Origin of the sequence: Akkermansia sp. RCC_12PD, assembly GCF_036417355.1 — a bacterium.
Classification (GTDB): Bacteria; Verrucomicrobiota; Verrucomicrobiia; order Verrucomicrobiales; family Akkermansiaceae; genus Akkermansia.
On record NZ_CP143889.1, the window covers coordinates 1,381,261 to 1,400,865 of the forward strand.

Sequence of the window (19,605 nt, forward strand, 5' to 3'; positions counted from 1 at the left end):
GCTATGAAGTTAGACAATGCTGTCGCTGTTGTGTTCGCCGCGAATGTCAGCGGAAGATTTCCGCCCGGGGGTGCTCCTGGTGCGCGGCAGGTTTTTTAACCATTCGTAAATGGCCCGGTCGCGCGCGGTGGGTTTCCGGCTTGTTTGGAGATAAAAGCCGTATTTGGTCCGGAAATTGAAAATTACCTTGTCGGCATTCATTCCGATGATCAGGTGATCCAGCCGTATTTCCGCTTCTGCGGGGGCATATGAAGTGAAATCAACATGGCCGCAGTTGTTGATGCCGCCCACATAATGATTCACTACCGGCAGAATGCAGGGGAGGAGGGATGAATCCGCCGGACAGGGGGAAGGGGACGGTCCGTCCCGGAAAAGGATTGCAGGGGGAGATTCCCCGGAACGGAGGGCGGAAAGCTTGTCGAACGGGATATTCCACAGGAAGGAGAATACCGCCGTGCCCAGAAGGAATATGGGAACAGCCAGAATGGCACACCATTTGCCGAATGTGTTTTTTACCTGCATGCAGTCTGCGTTCCGGTGGAGGACGGCTTCACAGCATGGCATGGAGGGATGCGTATTGTCCATCCGGAAATAGGGAGAGGTGAAGATGGGAGAAGAAGAATGGACATGTGGTCTTTTTGCTGTTGTTGTTTTTTGGTGAAAGAAAGAGATGAAAAACGTGTAAAATGGGGCAGTCCAATGAATGTTCAACTCCTATCCATTGTTTCCGCAGGCCGGCTGACGGTTCTGCTTGCCGTTCTGGCAGTATTCTTTTCAGGGATTTCCCCGGCTGAAGATTATCCTGCCCTGGATGTCCCCGCGGACATTGCGTTGAAGGTGAACAAGGCTTCCTCCCCCCAGTCCCCCTATTCTTCCGGCCATTCCGTGAACCAGGCGATAGACGGTTCCCTGGAGTCCGCCAACTGGCATGCGCCCGGTGCGAGGCACGTGGAGGGAGAGTTTGAGCTTGCTGAACCGTCCACCCTTCATTACGTGTCTTTCTCCGGAGCCAATTTCAACGAAGTGTCCCTTTCTGTCATGACGGGATCCTCCTGGCGGAAGCTCGGCAAGTTCAATCTGGGCGGTTCCAGGATCGTCAAATTCAAGACACCGCTCCAGAAGGTGCAGAAAATCAGGATGGAGGTGGATTATCCGGAAGGGACGTCTCCTTCATTCACTGTGCGGGAAGTAGGTTTTTACCAGAAACCTGAATCCGGCCTCAACCGGCAAGTGCTGAAAGTATTCAAAGACACGTCCTGTTCCTCCCTGAATCCCAAGTGCACGCTGGCGGATCTCAAGGCATTGCCGGAGTTTCTCCAGATAGTGGCGCGAAAGCTGAAATCCGGACGATATGAGGACAAGGAATTCCGCATCGCTTCCTACAGGGCTTACAGCCATCCCGAATTTGCTGCGAAAGTAAGAAACATCAACGCATTGAATAAATTTGACAATCCTACCGGGATCGTAGCGCAGGAAGGGGATGAAATTCTGGTGTTCGTCGGGCCCACGCATGGGGAAGACATTGCCCTGGCTTCCGTTTCCCCGGCGGGAATAGAATCCTCCGCCTATCCTCTTGACAAAGGAATCAACAAGATCAAAATTTCCCGTTCAGGGCTGCTGTATGTGATGTACCATACAGATATCAGCAAGCCCAAGCGACCCATAACCGTCCATATTCCCGTAGGCAGCGGAACGGTGAACGGGTATTTTGATGTCACCAGGCATACGGACAAGGACTGGAAACGGATGATCGGCAAGGCTCCCCACAGCATGTTTGACATCGTGGGGCGTTATTCCATGATGATTCTTCATACGGAATACCTCAGGGCCTACAGTCCGGATTCCATTACGAAGTCCGTCCAGACATGGGATGAAAGCGTCAAGGCCATGTGGAAGATCATGGGCTTTGACAAATATCCCCAGCCGCACAATAACCGTCAGCTTGGCGTCTCCGTGGGCAACGGCGTCCACATGTTCGCCACCTGGTATTATTGCGGCTACAGCATCGGTGATAACGGCAACACGATGAAGAATGAAGTGATAGCGCCCGGCGTGCTTCAGGGAAACCGCCTCTGGGGGATAGGCCATGAAATCGGTCACTGCTACCAGCATCCGTTCAATTGGCGCAGTATGTCGGAAAGCTCCAACAATTTCTTCGCGCAACTGATTCTGGACCAGGTGGCCAACCGGATCAATGGCAACGAACGGGCCACGGATATGGAGAATCCCTGCAAGTACCTGCTGGAGGACGTCGTGAAGGGAAAGCCCTTTCACGATATCAATGGATGGGCGAAATGGGGCTTTGCCCAATATTCCTTCTACCTGTACTTCCACAAGCTGGGGATCAATCCGGAATTTTATCCCGTCCTGTTCGAGTCATTGCGGCGCAAGCCTCTTGCCAAACAGCAGTATGAGGTTTCTGAAGCCCATTTGGCGTGGTATGAACGCGTTTGCAATGTCTCCAAAACGGACTTCACGGAGGATTTCGAGATCTTCAACTGGTTTGTTCCCATCGACTATAAAGGGAACCAGTATGGGGAGTACAGTTTTAAGATGACGGAGGAAATGGCCCGCGCCTCCAAGGCGCGCATTGCCGCCAAGAGGTATCCCAAGCCGAAGTTCCGCATCGCTTTCCTGCACCAGCACGGGAAGACGGTGAATTTATGGGGAAAGAACCTGCACGGTTCCGAGCTCAATGGCTATTGGACCAAGTACAAGGAAAACGCCCGGCTCAGTTCTTCCGTTTCCGCCACCAGGAAAGGCAGCATGATCGTGGTCAGGAACGGGGAAAATGCCGCGGCTTTCTGCGTGACGACCAACGGCAAGGTGGTGGGGTATTACGATCGCCAGCAATTTGATGTTTCTTCAGTGGAATGGAATGATACCTCCAGGGTATATGCCATTCCGATCCAGGCCTCGGAACCCTACAAGCTAATTTACCAGGCCGGTAAATCCTAAACGTCGTTCGGAAGTCCCCGGACCCCTCCCGGAACAGGACGTTTCCGGGAGGGGCGGGCGGCGGGGCGTCTACCATTCAGGCGACTTGAAGTTGTACACGGGGCGGATGCGTTCCACGATTTCCGCCGTTTCATGGATGTTGTCCAGCACGCTGTTTCCGTCCTTGTAAGCCATGGGCGCTTCATCCAGCGTGGCGCGGGAGACGCAGGTGGAGAAGATGCCCTGCATGGAGGCCTCGAACTCTTCCAGGGAAATGCTGCTTTTGGCTTTCTTTCTGGACATTTTACGGCCTGCCCCGTGCGGGGACGAGTTGTTGTATTCCTCATTCCCCTTGCCGATGCAGATGACTGAGCCGTCCCGCATGTTCAGGGGCACGATGAGCTTGCAGCCCGCGGAGGCCTGGACAGCGCCCTTGCGGATGATGTTGTCTTCCGCGATGTAGTTGTGGACGGTGTCGAAGCTTTCCAGTCCTTCTGCATTGTCCATCAGTTCGTGCAGCATCACGCGGCGGTTCAGTGCGGCAAAGCGCTGGGCTACTTTCATGTCCCGCATGTAATTCAGCGTGTTTTCCCCCTCCAGGTAGCAGAGCCCTTTCTTGCGCTGGACCAGGTATTCGTTCGGGCATGTGGCGGTGGCCAGCTTCTGGTAGTATTCCGCTATTTTCAATCCGAAGTTGCGGGATCCGGAGTGGATGCACAGGTAGGTGTCCCGGTCTCCCTGTGCTATTTCAATGAAGTGGTTGCCGCCGCCCAGGGAACCTATGGAACGGCGGTGCCTGTCCTTGTCCGTCCTCAGAACGTCCACGCAGATGCGGGCGATCTCTTCATCCAGTTCAGGATCGTCCAGCAGGGCCTGGTGGACTGAAGAACGGGCGTGCATGCCGGACGGTACGCGTTCGCGCAGACGGGCGTCAAACTCGGCAAAATCCGGAAGAGCGTTCAGACGCGCCGTGAGTACGCCGCAGCCGATGTCCACGCCGATCAGGTTGGGAATCACCTTGTCCGTTTTCAATTCCGCGGTGAATCCGATCACGCAGCCGGCCCCGGCGTGGACGTCCGGCATGATGCGCACCCGGCTTCCTTCAAAGGCGGGGTGGTGGCAAACGTCCTTGATCTGGGTGCGTGCCAGGTCTTCCAGTTCATCCGTGAACACCCGGGCTTCCGTGTATTTTCCGTTGATGGTGATCATATGTCTCATTTCTATGGTTGAAGGGCGCCGCGATGGCGTGCATGAAGTGCGGGCGGCGGTGTCCTGTGACTTCGTGACCATAACGTATTTTCTGACTCTTGCATTATAGGAAGATGCATGTAGTATGACTATATAGTCATGTTTGAGCATCTTTTTTCCGAACGCGGATTATCCCTGGACCGATTGAAGACCCTGATTGAAGTTGCCCGGGCGGGCAGCATTGCCGCAGCTGCCCGCGGCGACAGTGCACGGCAGAGTCTGTATTCCCGGCAGATCAAGGAGCTGGAGGAGTTTTTCGGCGTAGAATTGACGCGCCGCCGCGGAAAGGTGCTGGTGCTCACCCGCTCCGGGTGGGAGCTGGTAAGGCGCGCCCATGAGAGCCTGTGCCTGCTGGACGATTTTAAGAGCCGCAGCCGGAACATGCCGTACCGCTTCACGATCGGGGCCGGCGACAGCCTTCACGCGTGGATTGCGGCGCCCGTGCTGGCGGAGATGCAGAAGCGCGGATTGCCCTGGCTGTTTGCCCTGCAAAACCTGCGCAACAGCGACGTTCCTCTCAGGCTCCAGAATATGGATGTGGACTTCGGCATTGTCCGCACCAGCGCGCTGGCGGCGGAAGGACTGGAAAGCCGGGTGATCCGGTCCATGGACTATGCGCTGTATGTTCCTGAGGCGCTGGCAGGGAAGGGGGCAAGCGGGACGTCCGCGGATTTTCCCCGTCTGATGGAAACGTTGCCTCTGGCAACATTGGCCGGCGGTTCAGGGTTTTATGCCTCCCTGCAACGGAGCTGCATGGAATATGGAATAGACCTGCGGGTGCAGTGTGAAACACAGTCGTTCCCCTTTGCGGCTCGCATGTTGAAAAGCGGCGCCTTCATGGCAATTCTGCCCTGCATGGCGGAGGGGGAATTGGGAAAGGGTTTTCTCAAGATCACCCATCCCGCGCTGGAGGGCCTGGCCCGCAGCATTTCCCTGGCCTGGAATCCGCGGCTGCTGCGCGTACGGCCTTCCGCCGGAAAAGTGATCGAGGCCTTTGCCGTTTCGAGACAGGTCTGACCGAGGGTGTCCGGGCGCTTCAGTCGGAGTCCACGCCCAGCTTGTTTTTCCGGTAATGGTCCAGTGATATGCGGTAGAAATAGACAATGGCCAGCAGGTTCAGCAACGCGCCTATGCCGAAGGCCCAGTTCAGGTTCAGGTACGCGTAAATCTTGCCTCCGCAGAACATGCCCGTTCCTACGCCGATGTCGAACGCTGTGAAGAAGGTGGAATTGACGGCCCCCCGGTGGCCGCGGTCCGCCATGTTCAGCTTCATGGTCTGGAAGGTGGGAATGAAGATGCCGAATCCGAAGCCGATCAGAATGGCGGAGGTGTAATACACCCATTCCAGCGGGAAGAGGGCCAGAGCGGCGAAACTGGCCGTCAGAATGCCCAGGGAAATGACGGAAAGCTCCGCCACGCGGCCGCGGTCGATCTGCCTGCCCACCATGAACCGCGAGACCAGCATGCCGATTCCCATCAAAGCGTAAAACAGGCCCGCGTACTTGAAGCCGTACATTTTGCCGTACAAGGCGGAGTAAACGGCCACTACGCCATAGGAAAAGGAAGCGATCATGACGTTGACCGCCAGAGGAATGCCCACACGCAGCACGAGCCGGTCCAGCACCTTTTTAGGTGTTTCCTGCACGGGTTCCTGAACGGGACGTTTGGGGGCGCGGATAAGCGAGGCAATGCCCGCTCCGGCCAGGCACAGTACCAGGGAGCTCCACGTAATCACGTAAAAGCCGTACTGCTGGTACACCTGGAGGCCGATCACGGGACCCAGGCACATGCCCAGCGTCATCGTCATCCCGAAAAAGCCCAAACCTTCACCGCGGCGGGACGGTGGAATGATATCCACCGCCATCGTCGGGCCGGACGTTGTCATGCCGCCCCAGATCAGCCCCTGGATAAAGCGCGTCGCAAAAAACATCAGGGCCGTGGCGGCAACGGCGTATCCGGAAAAGGACAGGGCCAGCAGGATGTAAACCGTAACATAAATCTTTTTGCGGTCTCCGGAATCCACCCGGTGTGCGAACCAGGGGCGGGACAGGATGGCCGCCAGCACGTAAATGGACATGATCCAGCCCAGCCAGCCGGAGGAAACCTGAAGCTGGCCCGTCAGGTACAGCGGAAGAACGGGAACCAGCTCGAAGAAGGCCAGTCCCATCATGAGGTTGGCGCAACAGGCCAGCATATAGTCCCGGGTCCAGAGAGGGACTTTGACCGATGGAATGGCTGCCGCCGCCAATTCATCTCTCGTCCGGTTCATGCAGGGGTTGTACAGCCATCTCCAAAAGTTTCAAATAATGGACGTGTCATGCTGGAGGGTGAGATGAAAAAGGAGAGAAATCACGGTTCTTTGCCTGAAGAAGCTTCGGGCCGGTTGAAACCTACTCCGACCAGGGAGGACGGCTCTTTGATGGCATGGAGATAGCGGAACACCTCTCCGCAGGGGATATCATCGTCAACATGGAACATGAATGCCCTGCGTTGCCGGATATCGGCATTCGCCGCCGCAGCAAAAGCCGTGAGGTCATTTTCCCGGGCGGCCGCATCCGTTTCTTTTTGAATGCGCCACCAGGTGAGCTGGTAGATTCCTCTGGCCGGGTCGCGCGACCGGATGGATTCCGTGAAGGGGTAGGAAAATGTTTTTTGGCTGGAGTTGCTGGCAGGGGCGGAGTTGTCAGAGACGGGGATTTCCATGACCAGATGGTTTGAATTTTCTATTTCCTGCATGGGTTTAGGGCTGACGACGACAGGAAGGTCTTGTTCAAAGTAGTTCGGGAAAGCGGATGCGGAGGCATTTCCCCGGCGCAGGCGGATGTCCATGCAGAGGGAAAAGTCGTAGACTTCTTGAATGCTTCTGGAAACGTGCTTCCAAGGAAGTTCCGGATGATCCAGGTTGATGATCAGGAGCCTGCCGGAGTCCGCAGGAAGAGTCTTCCATACCGGGATGGGGCCCGGCAGCTCGGAGGCGTTCACGACCACATCGCTGGTTAATGAATAAGGCTTGTCGTGAATGCATTCAAAGAATGGCAGGATAAAGAGAAATGAAAGCACGCAGGAGGGAAGTTGAATCATGGCGAAAATAGGATTAATGGTTTCAGTTTAATATCTCCACGCCCGGAAAGTCAAGGTAGGTGAGCAGGAAGGCAACTTGTTATTTATGAAGCGTTGTATGAGTGCTTTTCCTGCGGAATCATGCCTTCTTTTTTGCGTGCAGGCTGGGAATGGCATGATAGGGTACGGGATATGAGCGTGATAACCAAGCGTGGAGACGATGGCGAAACGGATCTGATGTTCGGCAGGCGCAGCCCCAAAACGGCGCCGCGCATAGAAGCATATGGAACCGTGGATGAATTGAATTCCCTGATAGGCGTCGTGCGGCATTCCGGAGTAAATCCGCGTACGGTGGTTGTGCTGGACGGCGTTCAGGCCCGTCTGGTGGGCGCCATGGGGGAACTTGCCACGCTGGAGGAGGATTTGCCGAAGTACGATGCCAAGGGTTATGCCCGTATTACGGCGGAGGACGTAGCATGGCTGGAGGAACAGGCCCACATACTGGAAAAGGAATGCGACATCCGTTTCAAAGGCTGGGCGCGCCCCGGCAAGGAAGGATCTCTGGGATCCGCCTATCTGGATCTGGCCCGTTCCGTCTGCCGCCGCGCGGAACGCCGGGTGGTGGCATTGAGACTGGACAACGCCTTAAGCAATATAAACACCGCCCTGTTCCTGAACCGCCTGTCCGACCTCTGCTGGGTTCTGGCCCGTTTTGAAGCTCTGGACGCGAAAGAAAAGACAGGGGATCAGGGATAATGCCTCTTCACTGCCGCCCCTCCGGGAGACTGTGAAGCCCTGTTCCGTTTTGGAACGGCCTTGTATTGGAATAATCCTCTCATTCCAGGGAATGAGAGGATTATACATTTTTACACGGGGTAATCAGATGGCATGAACCATTAATTAACGCGTTTCCTCTTTAATCGGTTAAGGCGACAGATCAATGGAAAAGAGTGTGTAGTTAATCTTCTTTATGTATAGTTTGAGGTTGTTTGAAGAAGTTGCTGGGTTCGACATATCCCCAACTGAAAGAGTTTTCCGCAATCTCAATTTTTTTAAAATCTTTTTGCTTATACAAAAGAAGTATTGGACCAATTCTATTGTAGAAGCCGTAGCATACCCTTCCACTGGCTCAGGAACGGAAACAGAGATTGTACACACATGGATGAAGGATAGTATCAGGCGTGAAATCTATGGATGAAATGATGGGGCCATACATGAGTAAGTAGTTTATGAAAAATGAATTATCGCCACATATTTCTATTTCTCTAATTTTTCTTTCATCCATCCAAGTATGTAGAGATTTCGGTCGAGCAGGAAATAATAAGTCGTTTTATCTGAGAGATTTCCCGCATTGGCCTTGGTGCGTTCCCATGCTGTCCTTGCCTCATACTCAACTATATATTTTACTTCATCGGCCTCTTTATTTCCGTGGTACCAATTGATGTGCAGGGAATTTAATTTCCCCTCCGTTATGTATCTGGCTGTGTCTCGCTCCAGCCGTCCTATATAGGACTGAAAGGCGGAATCATCCTGCTTGGGAGGAACTCTGTTCTTACCTAATCGTTGTTCTATATCGTATATATCTTTAGGATTTTCCTTGATGATTTCATCCATCATCCCAGGAGTCATCTCGGGGCTTAAAGTATATTTTATGTATAAAAAGGGATACATGAAAGCAAACGGCATGGCGATACACATGACACCCATTATAATAATAATGCCCGCAATCCATTTGAAAATATTTTTTATTGTTTTCATATTTAATTTGTCGTTTGGAGGATTTCATTTGAGGGTTACTGCAACATCCTCCCGGTATTTTTGATTTTTTCCAGGATCATATACTGCACGGCGGCCGTCGTCAAAATCCTTTGTATATCTGGATCTGACGTGTTTTAAGGCGCTGGACATGAAGGAAAAGGCACAGGATCAGTAATAATCTTTCCTTACGTCTATTTTCCCATAAATGAATGATCCTCAAATTTACAGCCAGAAGGATTTTTTAAGAAGCGGTTGATGGCCCTATGTTCTCCTGGAGAATCCGCTTGTTTCCATATCTTTTTATTTTTTATCAACACAGTCTATTCTTTTTTGCAATTGACTTGTCTACAAGGTATAAAAGAAGGGAAAATCGTAGAGACCAGGTATAGAAGCATGCTTTGCGCTTTTTACTGAGATATTACATTCAAAGGATGACGGCATGGAAAACGGCCGTGCCACTCGGCCGGAAAATAAATCTGTTGGAATGGGCGCAGATCAGGAAAAGAAAAAAGAGCTAAGAAACTGCAAGACTATGGCCTTGATTCCATAGTTCAATATTCTGCTTTACAGGTTTTCTGATTTGGTTTTTTGATGTTTGGAAGAGATTTCCTTGAGATAATCAATGTGCCGTTGTGCATCGGTATCTCCCATTTCTTTTGCTTTTTCCAAAAATTCTATTGATTTTTTATAATTGATGGGAGCGTCTCCCTCGGTTCCATCATTGAATTCTCCGGCGTGAAGCAGGGCCAGATTAGTTAAAGCAGGAACATAGTTTTCCTGAACTGCTTTCAACAGCCATTTTTCAGCTTCCTTCAGGTTCTTCCTTGAATAAAAACCTGTCAGACAATGATAACCATAATTATTCATGGCCACAGCATCCCCACTCAGCGCTTCCCGTTTTAAAACGTCAACCATTCGCATTTTTTCCTGGGTAGAATAATTTTCGATGAGAGATGGTCCTGCAAGCATTAAAAAGGAAGCAAGCTTGTACTCCGCTTTTCGGTGATGCTGGTCGGCCGCGGACCGTAAGGAAGAGATGAATTTCTCTCTCAAATGTTCCTTGAGGTCCGGATCGGATTGGTTCATGAAGCTGAGAAACAGATACGCTCCCAATTGATGTTGGGCTTCCGGCATTTTATTGATGGGCGGCTTGGACAACATGAAGGCAGCTATGCTCCAGTCTCCGTCTGCCATATAGGTTTTTGCCTTTAGAATGATTCCAAGAGGATGATTGGCTTTGACAAGCTTTTCCATACATTCTTTTTGCCGCTCCCCTGTCTGGTTCAAGGCTGCAATGTAAGTCAGGCGAGGGGATGGTAAAGCTAATTGGATTATGGCTTCATCAATCTTTCCTGTATCTTTTCCTGCTTGCTTCAGGAGTGTCTTCCGGGTGAGAAGAAGATACATCTGGGCCAGTGGAGAACCTTTTTCCGAGAGTTCTTTCAATTCTTGAATTTCTTCCGCAGATTCTTTCCCTTCTTCGAGGTCCTCTAAAATGCAGGCGGTCGTGAAAAGAACAGCCGCTTCCGGATCTCCCCCTTCTTTTGCTTCCTTTAAAAAGGAAAATGCATTTACCGGGGAAAAATCCGTGTACTGAAAATCAAGCAGCATTTGACCGATTATCCGTTTGGATACCTTGTCTCCCCGGCCTGCCGCCTTTTTCAGAATTTTAAGGGCATCAAGCCGGGCGTATGGGAGTTTTTCTCCTTGTAAATACATACCCGCTAATGCTCGGGCCGCACAGTTGTCTCCTGTTTCTTCCAGGGACTGGAGTTTTTTGACCACTTCAACAACGGGAATATGTTCGTCTTTTATCAGGCGGCAAGCATCATTTTCTTTTTCGGAAACGCTGAAGAAATCGGTTTTCCAATTACTGAAATCGTCAACGACAAGCTGAAAAGCCAGTGAATTCTTTTCTTGCCGAATTTGTGGTACGAATTCAGTATGAACTGCTGCAGTCCCTACGGGGCATATGAAGAAACAGATGAGATAAAATATGTATTTAATCATTTATTGTTCAAAGTGAAATCACTGATAGTGATTGTTTTTTATATATATTTTAATTAAAATAATTCAATTATGGTAATATTGAGAATTAAAAATGGAATTCCGTTATAGTAACGATTAATATTAATTAGAGAAAGATATATATTCAACCATGTGTATTCATTGAATTTTGAAAGTAAATACGTCAGGTGAACAAATAATAAAGACAAATAACCCCGTAGTTATCTAGATAAAATTTATTTTTCTTGCTTTAATTCTTTTTAAATGAATATTTTTCTTCACGATAAAAGATAATATTCAAAAAATTAGTGTTTTTCTAGTAAAAAATATTCTTGTTCAATAATTTCCTTGGTATAATTTTCTTCAAATTCCTTATTATCAATGGGAAAATCATCCGCCAGATCACTACTGAATCTAACTGAAATTTTATTTTTTAAAGGAGTTTTAAAATATTTTGTTGAAAAATTCACTAAATGAGAGTTATTTTCTCCCAAGTTTTCATGTTTTTCTAATTCTATATATTTGCATGTACCGAGGGACTCTTCTTTTTTATATAAATAATGATCAATTTCAAAACTTCTATAAAATCCAACGAAAATGAAACCTGCGTCAATAAGTTGGTTATGATGATATTCCAGTGTTCTTCCCGTATATTCTGCAGGTCTTTCCCAGAGAAAAATAATACCTTTTATGAAAGTTAAATAAAATAATATTGATAAAACAATTAATATTGAAATAAACAATGTTTTATAGGAAAATATGTATTTTTTTATATTCATGTAAATTATTCTATCGAGACCTGCTAAAGAGGGGGAGCTGAAGGCACGTAGTGTGCTTTTTCTTGTTCTGATGGAACTGGTTTCTCTGGCTTTGCGTAACTGGTTCTACCATCGACTCCGTACATAACCGTACCAAAAAATCCTTCCCATACTTGGGTAAAAGATGGTTTACCTGGTCCTGGTGGGGTAGCTGTTCTACAACCACAACTGATGACGACTGCACCCTTTATAAAACTTCCTTTTTTAAAAATCCCTTGTTGAATATCATTGTTAGTTATGGAGAAACTATTGTCAGGTAGCCCATGGGTTGGAAAAGGATATCGTGGATTTAAACTTCCCGGTTCTCCGTGACCATAATAGACGAAGCGGGAGATTTTGTCTTGCGCTGTCCTTTCCATGAAGGCTGTGGTTAAAGTTCCTGTAGCATTATCTAATACATATACCTGAACCGAATTGATAAGGGAGGCTAAATCTGATTTTGTTTTATAGAATCTTAATACAACACCTAATTCCTGAGCTTTTTTTTGAATTTGATCTAGATAATATTGACCACCGTGCATGTCATTCATTGCTCGTATTCTATAAGTTTCATATTCAACCAACCACTCTATTTGTTCGCCGGGTTTGAGTAATCCCTTGCGTTTTTTGATTTGCTCTTCAGCGGCAATGATAAAATTTGACCAGTTTTGATCGTGAAATCCCCAACCAGATACTTTTTGTACAGCAGAAAAGGCAAGATATGAAAGAAAACGATCAAAATAAATGGATGATTGATTAATGCCTCCTGTATTTGTATTACAACCTCCACTGATAATAATTTCATTAAGCCCCAAAATGTCAATGTTATTTAATCCATTATTCTTAACGAACTTATACAAATTCCAGACTCCAACTTCCGCAATAGGATCTCGATTGATCCATCTGCCATCAGCGGGGTTGAAGGCGGTAATTGTAGTAGACAAGTCCCAGTTCATCGTCCATGCATTCACAGGAAAATCTGAACCTGTTGTCCTGAGCCATGTCTCCCTGTGCCGTGATGAGGGCACCGAAGGGAGCGTACTCGTAGCGGGCCCTTCGTGCCTGCTGACCGTCAAAAATGGAAGTGACGTTCTTCAGGGCGTCGTGCATGAAGAAAAGATGTCCGCCGGTTTCCGTTCCGTCCGCTTTCCAGCATGTCATCATCAGGAGGCGCGTGGCTATCGTCTCTGTGGGGTCCCATACGTAGTCCTTTACCAGCACTGGCTGGGGATGCATCAAATCCAGTTCGGCTACCTGCAGGTAGCCGCGGTACAAATAATAAGTGCGACTAGCAGCTGTCCCGTTGACAAGTACCTTCTTCTCAAAGCGGCGTCCTTGATAGTCATAGCCGCAGGACACGACAGTGCGGCCATCTTCGCTGGTAAAGGAAACAGGCCTGTCATTGCCATCGTAGCAAACATTCCAGATGCCCGTTGAGGTTCTAATTCTTGTCTGGTTGCCGTCCGCATCATAGAGAGGGTCAAAGGAAACATCCGCCTGAATTATGTTTGTGTACTGGTTGAGCTCGTTGGCTCCGTAGGATATTTCTTTTTCCAGCTCACGGGCAGTCTTGCGGTTGCCGATGTTGTCGTACTGATAGGCAAAGTTGTTTCTTTGCTGTATCTGATCCCCTGTCAATTCACTTCTGCCGTTGTAGGTGAAGTCCCTGGTGGTCGCCGGAGTGGCAGCCTCCCATGAATCCTTTCGTTGAACGGGACGCATCAAGTGGTCGTACTGGTAGACATGTCCAGCCACCCTACCGCCATTCCCGGGGACCTCATAGCCGATGGAAGCCAGGAGATAGAGCTGGGGATGATAGGTATTCCTGCGGACCATGCCGTTGGGATAGGACAATTGATTGAGGAAGCCGCTGATCTGGTCATACTGCCAAGTGAAGGGAGTATCCAAGCCTTCCATATTCATCCCGATCATGGCACCTTGATGGCCATAGTCAAGATGGGAGTATTGCACGGTGCGGGTTCCGATCATCAGGCGGTATCCGCAGGGACGCCCAAAGGCGTCATACTCTTCCTGGATGCAGCTTTCCACGGTCCCAAAGGAATTATTCTGTTGGGTTCTTCCATAGGCATCATAGCAGAGTTCTCTGGTTCCTGAGGCATCGTAAACAGAGGTCATCTGCCCGAGGTGGTTGTAGGAGTAGAGCCATGGCTGGGTGTTGTCGCTGTGAGAGACGGAGACTAATTCCCCGGTGGCCGGAGCGTACTGATAAGTTGTCACAATGCCCCTGGCTTTGGTGAGTGTTTCCAGGCGGTTGAGCCTGTCGTAGGTTTTGGAAACACAGGAACCATTGGCATAGGTTTTCTTGAGTTCCAATCCCGTGGCTGCATCGTAGAGCCACCTGGTGGTGTCTCCGTCGGTGCGGCTGGAAGGATCGGTGGTAATATCGCCTTCATCCGTCCTGAAGGTGGTTAACGATGTCAAGCGTCCTGCTTCATCGTAAGCAAAGCAGGAGGGCTGTATGGCAGTCCCGTATTCGGCCGTTTTCCGGCCGCGGATATCATAGCAATAACAGATGGTGCCTCCCAGGGCGTTGGTGATGCAGGCAGGGGCGTCACAGCAGGGGGAGTAGGCAGTGGAAGTGATATTGCCTTGTGCGTCGGTTGTCCTGATAGGGCGTCCGGCCAGGTCGGTTTCGATGGCAGTAACATTGCCCCTGGCATCGGTTTGCTTCAGCATCATTCCTGTGGAGGTATAGGAGCGTTTCCGTGAAGAGTGGATTCCTGCATAATTGGTTTGGCTTATGGTAAATCCATCCACTACAAGAGATTCAGCCACGATATCCGAAGTGGGAATGCGGCTGAATTGAGTTCGCCGGGCAGGAGCGGTGTATTCTGACCATTGGATACTCTGTTGCCCGTAAATGTCGGTAGAAAGGACCTTGCTTTCCAGTACAGGGTCCAGCTGAGAAACCATGGTTTCCGCAGTCTGTGTCACGGGCAGTCCTTCGGTATTGTAGGTTGTAGAGGTTTGTACCTGATAAATGCCATCTTCCCGTATCTGGTAGCATGTGGAGCTTTCCGATATCCTGTTTTTAGTGGCATCTTCGGGATGAAGCTCGTCCAGAAGGACGGTTTGCCTCACGATGCTGCCCAATTCACTGTAGTCGGTTGCTGTGGGAGCCATGTCTTCTGCTTGAGAGCGGACAAGCTGCCCCTTGTCGTTGTAAGCGTTGCTGGTGACAATGAATCCTCCCTTCGTATTGGGCTGTTGCTGCCGGATGGTTTGGCCGAAGCCGTTTTCCAGGGAGCGTAAAAGAACGACTCCCCGGGACAGGGTGGTGGTGAGGATGCCTTCCTGTGTCAACTCAAGCTGGGTTTCCATTTCCCGCTGGCCGGTTCCGGCCTGAAGGAGAATGGAGCCGTCATAATAAGTTTGAGTAATTAAAGTAGCCCCTGAAGGATTGGTAATGGTGGTGGTGAGTTGATTGTCACTGTATTGGGTCCTGGTCACACGTCCGAGGATATCGGTTGTGGAAATAACCCTTCCCAAATCGTCGTACTCCGTGCTTTCAACCGTCGTCAGGGCACCGACATCCTTTCGTGTGGAAATAATCCTTCCTGCGGCATCATAAATGTAGCTGGTGATGGTTTCAGGCGTGGTTTCCGTGGCGGAACGAATAGTTTCAACTAGTTGCTTGGCCGAGTTGTATGCGTAGCTGGTTGTGATGCCATCTTCGTCGGTTTCTCTCAAGGGACCGCAGCACATCCATTCCGTCGTGCGGATGCGTCCATTGCCCTTCGTCGTCTTGGTACGGCGAAGTTCAACATCGTATTCATAATCTTCCGAAGTAATTAAAGACCAATTTTCACCTGTGTGGACGTATTGCTCCTGTCTGGTGGTGGTGCCGTTTTCAGCGACGTATTGCACGGTTCTGGTACTTTGGCCGGGAACAATGCTCCCGTTTGCCTGGACAGTTGAGGTCACCTTGTGGGTAGCACCATGATCCGTGGTGGCTTCATAGGTATAGACGGTCTGAACGCCGTTGATACCCTGGCTCATCTTCTGTCTTCCCCGGGCATAAGGGTATTGTGTTGCTTCTCCATAAGTCTCCGAGATGCTTGTGTGAACCTCATCGGAGCCCAGAGCCGTCTCTGTAACTGTGGTCCGGTTGACTTCGTGGCTGTCTTCATAAGTGTAGCTCCTTTGGTTCAGAACGGTTTCCGTTCCGTCCTGGGCAATGATGATTTCCCTTTCCGTTGCCGGCCTGAAATCATTGAAACGCAGGTCGGCATAGGTGGTACGTGTTCCTTTTTCTCCTCCTCCTGCCCACGGTGTTGCTTCCAGAACCACCCGGCCCTGGTCGTCGTACTCATAGCGCGTGTAGCCTCCGTCGGGCTTGATTTCCAATGACACGCGGAACTGGTCGTTATACGTGTAGAGTGTTGTTTGGGCCAGAGGAGTATCGTAGCCTTCCGTGCTGCTGATGGTCAGCCAGCCTCCGTCCGTGCTCTTCTGGACGGTGCGTACGCAGGATACGGGCGTTTCCTCGTTGATCTTGCGGTAGCTCTCAATCATTTCCCACTTGGAGCCGGGCAGGAAATTGCGCTCAATCCGCCGTACGATGCGCTCGTCCCCTTCACCCTGGGTGATAGTTACATTGTTGCCTTCCACTTTCCGCTCCGTGCGGAAGGCGGGCATGCCCTGCCTCTGCTCGGTGATGAGCATCACGGGTTCTCCATCCTTGACAGTATTTTCATAGCTGACCGTCTTGTAGGGAGTCCCGGAAGCAGTTACGCTCCGGGCGGTTTTGTTCACCTGGGAGGGGGAGTACCACTCCAGGGTGAGTTTGTTGCCTTCAGGCACTGCCTGGAGAAGACCCTGCGACTGGGACCAGATGCTTTGGATGGCGCCGGTGGAGGGATGGCGGTTGACCTGGAGTTTGGCAGCATAGGCTTCCGCCGTGGTTTCCACCCCGGAAGAAGAAATCAGGGAGACAACCTTGCCGGTGGAAGCCGAGAAGCGCAGGGTACTTCCATTGCTCTGGACCATGTCCAGATAAATGGGATTTCCGTCAGTGCAGGGAGACTTGTCCTGGTTGAGCAGCCGGACCCTGTAGTTGAGTTTGCGTGAGCCTCCGGAAACGGGAGCGTCGGCGCTTCCGGCGGCGGCGCGGAAAGAGATGGAGCTGCCGGTTGGGCGCTTGACAGTTGCCTGGCGGGAAGCGGAGTCCCAGGAGCAGGTCCATTCGAGGGGATGCTTGTAGCGCAGTCCGATGGAGCATTGAGGATTGGCTCGGAAACTGAAGGTGGCAAAGGTAGTAGCTCCGCCTCCTTCACCCCCGCCTCCGGAGTTTTCCCCGCCGACTTCCAGCATGCCTTCACAGTCGTCGGGATCATTCGGATTGCCGCCGAAGGAGTGGCCTCCGGCAGAGTTGGGTCCTCCATTCTTGTCACACTCGGATTGAGCGCTTTCTTCCTCGCATTTGCAGGAACAGGGGCACGGGCAGCCTTCTTCTTCCAGTCCGCTGGAGGAGGAAGAGGAATTGCTGCTGGAGCTGGAGCTGGAGCTGGAACTGGAACTGGAACTGGAACTGGAGCTGGAGCTGGAGCTGGAGCTGGAGCTGGAGCTGGAACTGGAACTGGAACTGGAACTGGAACTGGAACTGGAACTGGAACTGGAACTGGAGCTGGAGCTGGAGCTGGAGCTGGAACTGGAACTGGAACTGGAACTGGAGCTGGAACTGGAACTGGAACTGGAACTGGAACTGGAACTGGAGCTGGAACTGGAGCTGGAGCTGGAGCTGGAGCTGGAGCTGGAACTGGAGCTGGAACTGGAACTGCTTGACTTGGGATCAAACTCAAAATCATCCCCTCCCCCTTCCGAAGAGCTGCTGGAGGTGGTCTCTTCTTCCTCGTCCCGATAAAGATTGACCAGGGTGATGACTTCCTCCCCTTCCCTATCCGGCGGAGTTATATTGGAATTGAGATAGGAATTAATATCGGGCGCCTCCGCCTTGTCGGAAAGAACGGCAATGCAGAACTCCTGTCCGGAGCCCAGGGCGGGGTGGTATTCATGGACGATTCGGCACCAGTAATACCCCTGTTCCAGCACGACGCTCTCCGGCTTCACGGAAAGGTCCTTTGCTTCGCTGGTCAGTTCCACATTCTTGAATGGAATGGCCAGGGAGATGGAGGAATCGGCGTCCAGGGAAAGGAAATAGGTACCGCGTTTCATGATCTTGAGGTACCCGGTCCATTCATGGCGAGTGTCATCGGAAGCGGAGCGAGGGGAGATGAGAACGGGGGCGGTGATGCCGTTGACGTAAAAGTCGCCTTGGGGCAGTCCATTGGCGAACATGGGAACGAAGGGATAGCGGGGATCCAGGGTGTTGTCGGTATTGTTCATTGTCTTGTAAACCAGTATTGTTAAGTGATTTGCGGACAATGTAGAACTTTCTGTCACCCAAATGAAAGACGCCTAAAATGTTATGACGAAAAGCTCATCTGGATTTTATTTCTCAAGGCAGAGAATAGCTAATTTCCATATTTTTTAGAAGGAACTTTCTTTTCAGAAGCAAAGCAGGAACATTCCTTACTATATAATAAAATTTACGAACAGGAGCTTTTCCTGTCCGTAAATTGGGGAGCGGTTTTGTGTATGGAAAGACACGTATCAGGCTCAAATGAGCCACGTTCCGTATTGCTGGAGGTCCTTCTGCCTTCCCATGCTGTAGTCAAGGATGTATTTAAGAATATCCGCCTGGGTGTAGCCGTGTTGTGCGGCCGCCAGGCAGATGGAGCCGCTTTTGCCCAGGTGGCAGCAGACGTTCATTTCCAGAATGCGGCGTTCGCCCTTTTCAAAATCGATTCTGTAGTCAATGCGGAAGTAGTCCATGGGCCCCAGGGCCGCCCAGACTTTCCGGACGTCTGCAATGATATCCTGTTCCAGATCGTGCACGGATACAAGCTGGTAGCCAAGATGGTCATGCAGTTTGAGGTCTTCCGTGATGATGTTGCCGGGTTTGTCCGACTTCGGCTGTACGAATCCCAGAACGACGGGTTCTTCTCCTCCCAGCACGGGAACGGTGACGTCAATGCCTTCGCAGTATTGTTCCACAAGAACTTCATGCCCTTCTTGCATAAGGCGTTTGGCGCAGGAAGCCACAGCCTCCCAGGTCCCGCAGATGCTGTCTTCCCGGATTCCTCCGGAAGCGGCGCCGAAGCGTTTTTTGACAAAGTAGGGACCGGGGAAGGGGGCTTCCTGCGGAATTTTCCGGTCTTTGGAAAGTCCCATGCCCTCCGGCATGTGGAGGCCCAGGGAGCGGAAGACAAGCTTGGTCAGCAGTTTGTCTTCTGCAATGGCGCGAATGTTGGGAGGAGCGCCCAGGTAGGGAACCTGAATGAATTCGCAGTAGGAGGAGATAAAGATTTCCGGCTTGGCCATCTGGAACCTGTTCATCAGGGAGAAGACATAATCCACATTTCCCTTGGCAAATTGTACGGAGTACGGCTTGGAGGAGGAGACGACATCATAGCCTATGTCCTGGATGGCTTTATAAATGTTGTAGTGGTACTGGGGATAACCTCCGTTGCCCGTGTAAAGTTTTTGGGAGAAGTCGGGTGCATCGGGCGCATAGGGAGCCAGATACAGGATTCTTGCGGGCTTGCCGTAGGCGTTTAATTGAATTTCCGGGACTTTGAACATAAATGGCAGTGATTGTGTGGAATGTTTCTTGGATTGTGGAAATCGCCGCCGTGTTCAAAAAATATAAATAATAAGGGACGGTATTACCGTCCCGGAGGAAGGAAGATGAAGAAGAAAAAGCACCAGGGCTTTC

General features: G+C 50.8%; 15 protein-coding genes. 5 read left to right on the forward strand and 10 right to left on the reverse strand.

The window, feature by feature from the left end:
• Window positions 1–9: 9 nt before the first annotated feature.
• The gene (locus V3C20_RS05755) at window positions 10–585 is read right to left on the reverse strand and encodes a hypothetical protein (RefSeq protein ID WP_130084210.1); all 576 of its coding nucleotides are present in this window, start codon (window positions 583–585) and stop codon (window positions 10–12) included.
• Window positions 586–699: 114 nt separating this feature from the next.
• Here V3C20_RS05755 and V3C20_RS05760 point away from each other — a divergent pair, with 114 nt between their 5' ends.
• The gene (locus tag V3C20_RS05760; RefSeq protein ID WP_161981374.1) at window positions 700–2,958 is read left to right on the forward strand and encodes a M60 family metallopeptidase; all 2,259 of its coding nucleotides are present in this window, start codon (window positions 700–702) and stop codon (window positions 2,956–2,958) included.
• A gap of 69 nt (window positions 2,959–3,027) precedes the next feature.
• On the opposite strand, the gene V3C20_RS05765 is transcribed toward V3C20_RS05760, so the two are convergent.
• Window positions 3,028–4,146, reverse strand: a complete 1,119-nt coding sequence (locus V3C20_RS05765; RefSeq protein WP_130084212.1) for an RtcB family protein — start codon at window positions 4,144–4,146, stop codon at window positions 3,028–3,030.
• Window positions 4,147–4,284: 138 nt separating this feature from the next.
• On the opposite strand from V3C20_RS05765, the gene V3C20_RS05770 reads away from it, so the two are divergent.
• The gene (locus V3C20_RS05770) at window positions 4,285–5,202 is read left to right on the forward strand and encodes a LysR family transcriptional regulator (RefSeq protein WP_130084213.1); all 918 of its coding nucleotides are present in this window, start codon (window positions 4,285–4,287) and stop codon (window positions 5,200–5,202) included.
• A gap of 19 nt (window positions 5,203–5,221) precedes the next feature.
• Here V3C20_RS05770 and V3C20_RS05775 read toward each other — a convergent pair whose 3' ends face one another.
• Together V3C20_RS05775 and V3C20_RS05780 are read right to left on the reverse strand one after the other, a co-directional pair.
• Entirely contained in the window at window positions 5,222–6,454 is a 1,233-nt protein-coding gene (locus V3C20_RS05775) for an MFS transporter (protein ID WP_130084214.1), read from the reverse strand.
• An 80-nt stretch (window positions 6,455–6,534) separates the two neighbouring features.
• Window positions 6,535–7,266, reverse strand: coding sequence for a hypothetical protein (locus tag V3C20_RS05780; RefSeq protein ID WP_130084215.1), 732 nt, complete (start codon window positions 7,264–7,266; stop codon window positions 6,535–6,537).
• A gap of 171 nt (window positions 7,267–7,437) precedes the next feature.
• On the opposite strand from V3C20_RS05780, the gene V3C20_RS05785 reads away from it, so the two are divergent.
• Entirely contained in the window at window positions 7,438–8,001 is a 564-nt protein-coding gene (locus tag V3C20_RS05785) for a cob(I)yrinic acid a,c-diamide adenosyltransferase (protein WP_161981375.1), read from the forward strand.
• A gap of 501 nt (window positions 8,002–8,502) precedes the next feature.
• Here V3C20_RS05785 and V3C20_RS05790 read toward each other — a convergent pair.
• The 5 genes from V3C20_RS05790 to V3C20_RS05810 form a co-directional block, all read right to left on the reverse strand.
• The gene (locus V3C20_RS05790) at window positions 8,503–9,003 is read right to left on the reverse strand and encodes a hypothetical protein (RefSeq protein WP_130084217.1); all 501 of its coding nucleotides are present in this window, start codon (window positions 9,001–9,003) and stop codon (window positions 8,503–8,505) included.
• A gap of 564 nt (window positions 9,004–9,567) precedes the next feature.
• On the reverse strand, window positions 9,568–11,013 hold the full coding sequence (locus tag V3C20_RS05795) for an SEL1-like repeat protein (protein WP_130084218.1): 1,446 nt from the start codon (window positions 11,011–11,013) through the stop codon (window positions 9,568–9,570).
• Window positions 11,014–11,315: 302 nt separating this feature from the next.
• Window positions 11,316–11,789, reverse strand: a complete 474-nt coding sequence (locus V3C20_RS05800; RefSeq protein WP_130084219.1) for a hypothetical protein — start codon at window positions 11,787–11,789, stop codon at window positions 11,316–11,318.
• Window positions 11,790–11,812: 23 nt separating this feature from the next.
• Window positions 11,813–12,763 carry an RHS repeat-associated core domain-containing protein gene (locus V3C20_RS05805; RefSeq protein WP_330935435.1) on the reverse strand — a complete coding sequence of 317 codons (951 nt, stop codon included), beginning with the start codon at window positions 12,761–12,763 and terminating at the stop codon, window positions 11,813–11,815.
• Window positions 12,717–17,141 carry a hypothetical protein gene (locus tag V3C20_RS05810; RefSeq protein WP_330935436.1) on the reverse strand — a complete coding sequence of 1,475 codons (4,425 nt, stop codon included), beginning with the start codon at window positions 17,139–17,141 and terminating at the stop codon, window positions 12,717–12,719. Before V3C20_RS05810 ends, V3C20_RS05805 begins: the two co-directional genes overlap by 47 nt.
• Before the next feature lie 109 nt (window positions 17,142–17,250).
• Between V3C20_RS05810 and V3C20_RS05815 the strand changes: the two genes are divergently transcribed.
• Both V3C20_RS05815 and V3C20_RS05820 read left to right on the forward strand, forming a co-directional pair.
• Window positions 17,251–17,691, forward strand: coding sequence for a hypothetical protein (locus V3C20_RS05815; protein WP_330935437.1), 441 nt, complete (start codon window positions 17,251–17,253; stop codon window positions 17,689–17,691).
• 149 nt (window positions 17,692–17,840) lie between these two features.
• Window positions 17,841–18,197, forward strand: coding sequence for a hypothetical protein (locus tag V3C20_RS05820; protein WP_149875700.1), 357 nt, complete (start codon window positions 17,841–17,843; stop codon window positions 18,195–18,197).
• 249 nt (window positions 18,198–18,446) lie between these two features.
• Here V3C20_RS05820 and V3C20_RS05825 read toward each other — a convergent pair whose 3' ends face one another.
• On the reverse strand, window positions 18,447–19,472 hold the full coding sequence (locus tag V3C20_RS05825) for a hypothetical protein (protein WP_130084231.1): 1,026 nt from the start codon (window positions 19,470–19,472) through the stop codon (window positions 18,447–18,449).
• Window positions 19,473–19,605: the final 133 nt, after the last annotated feature.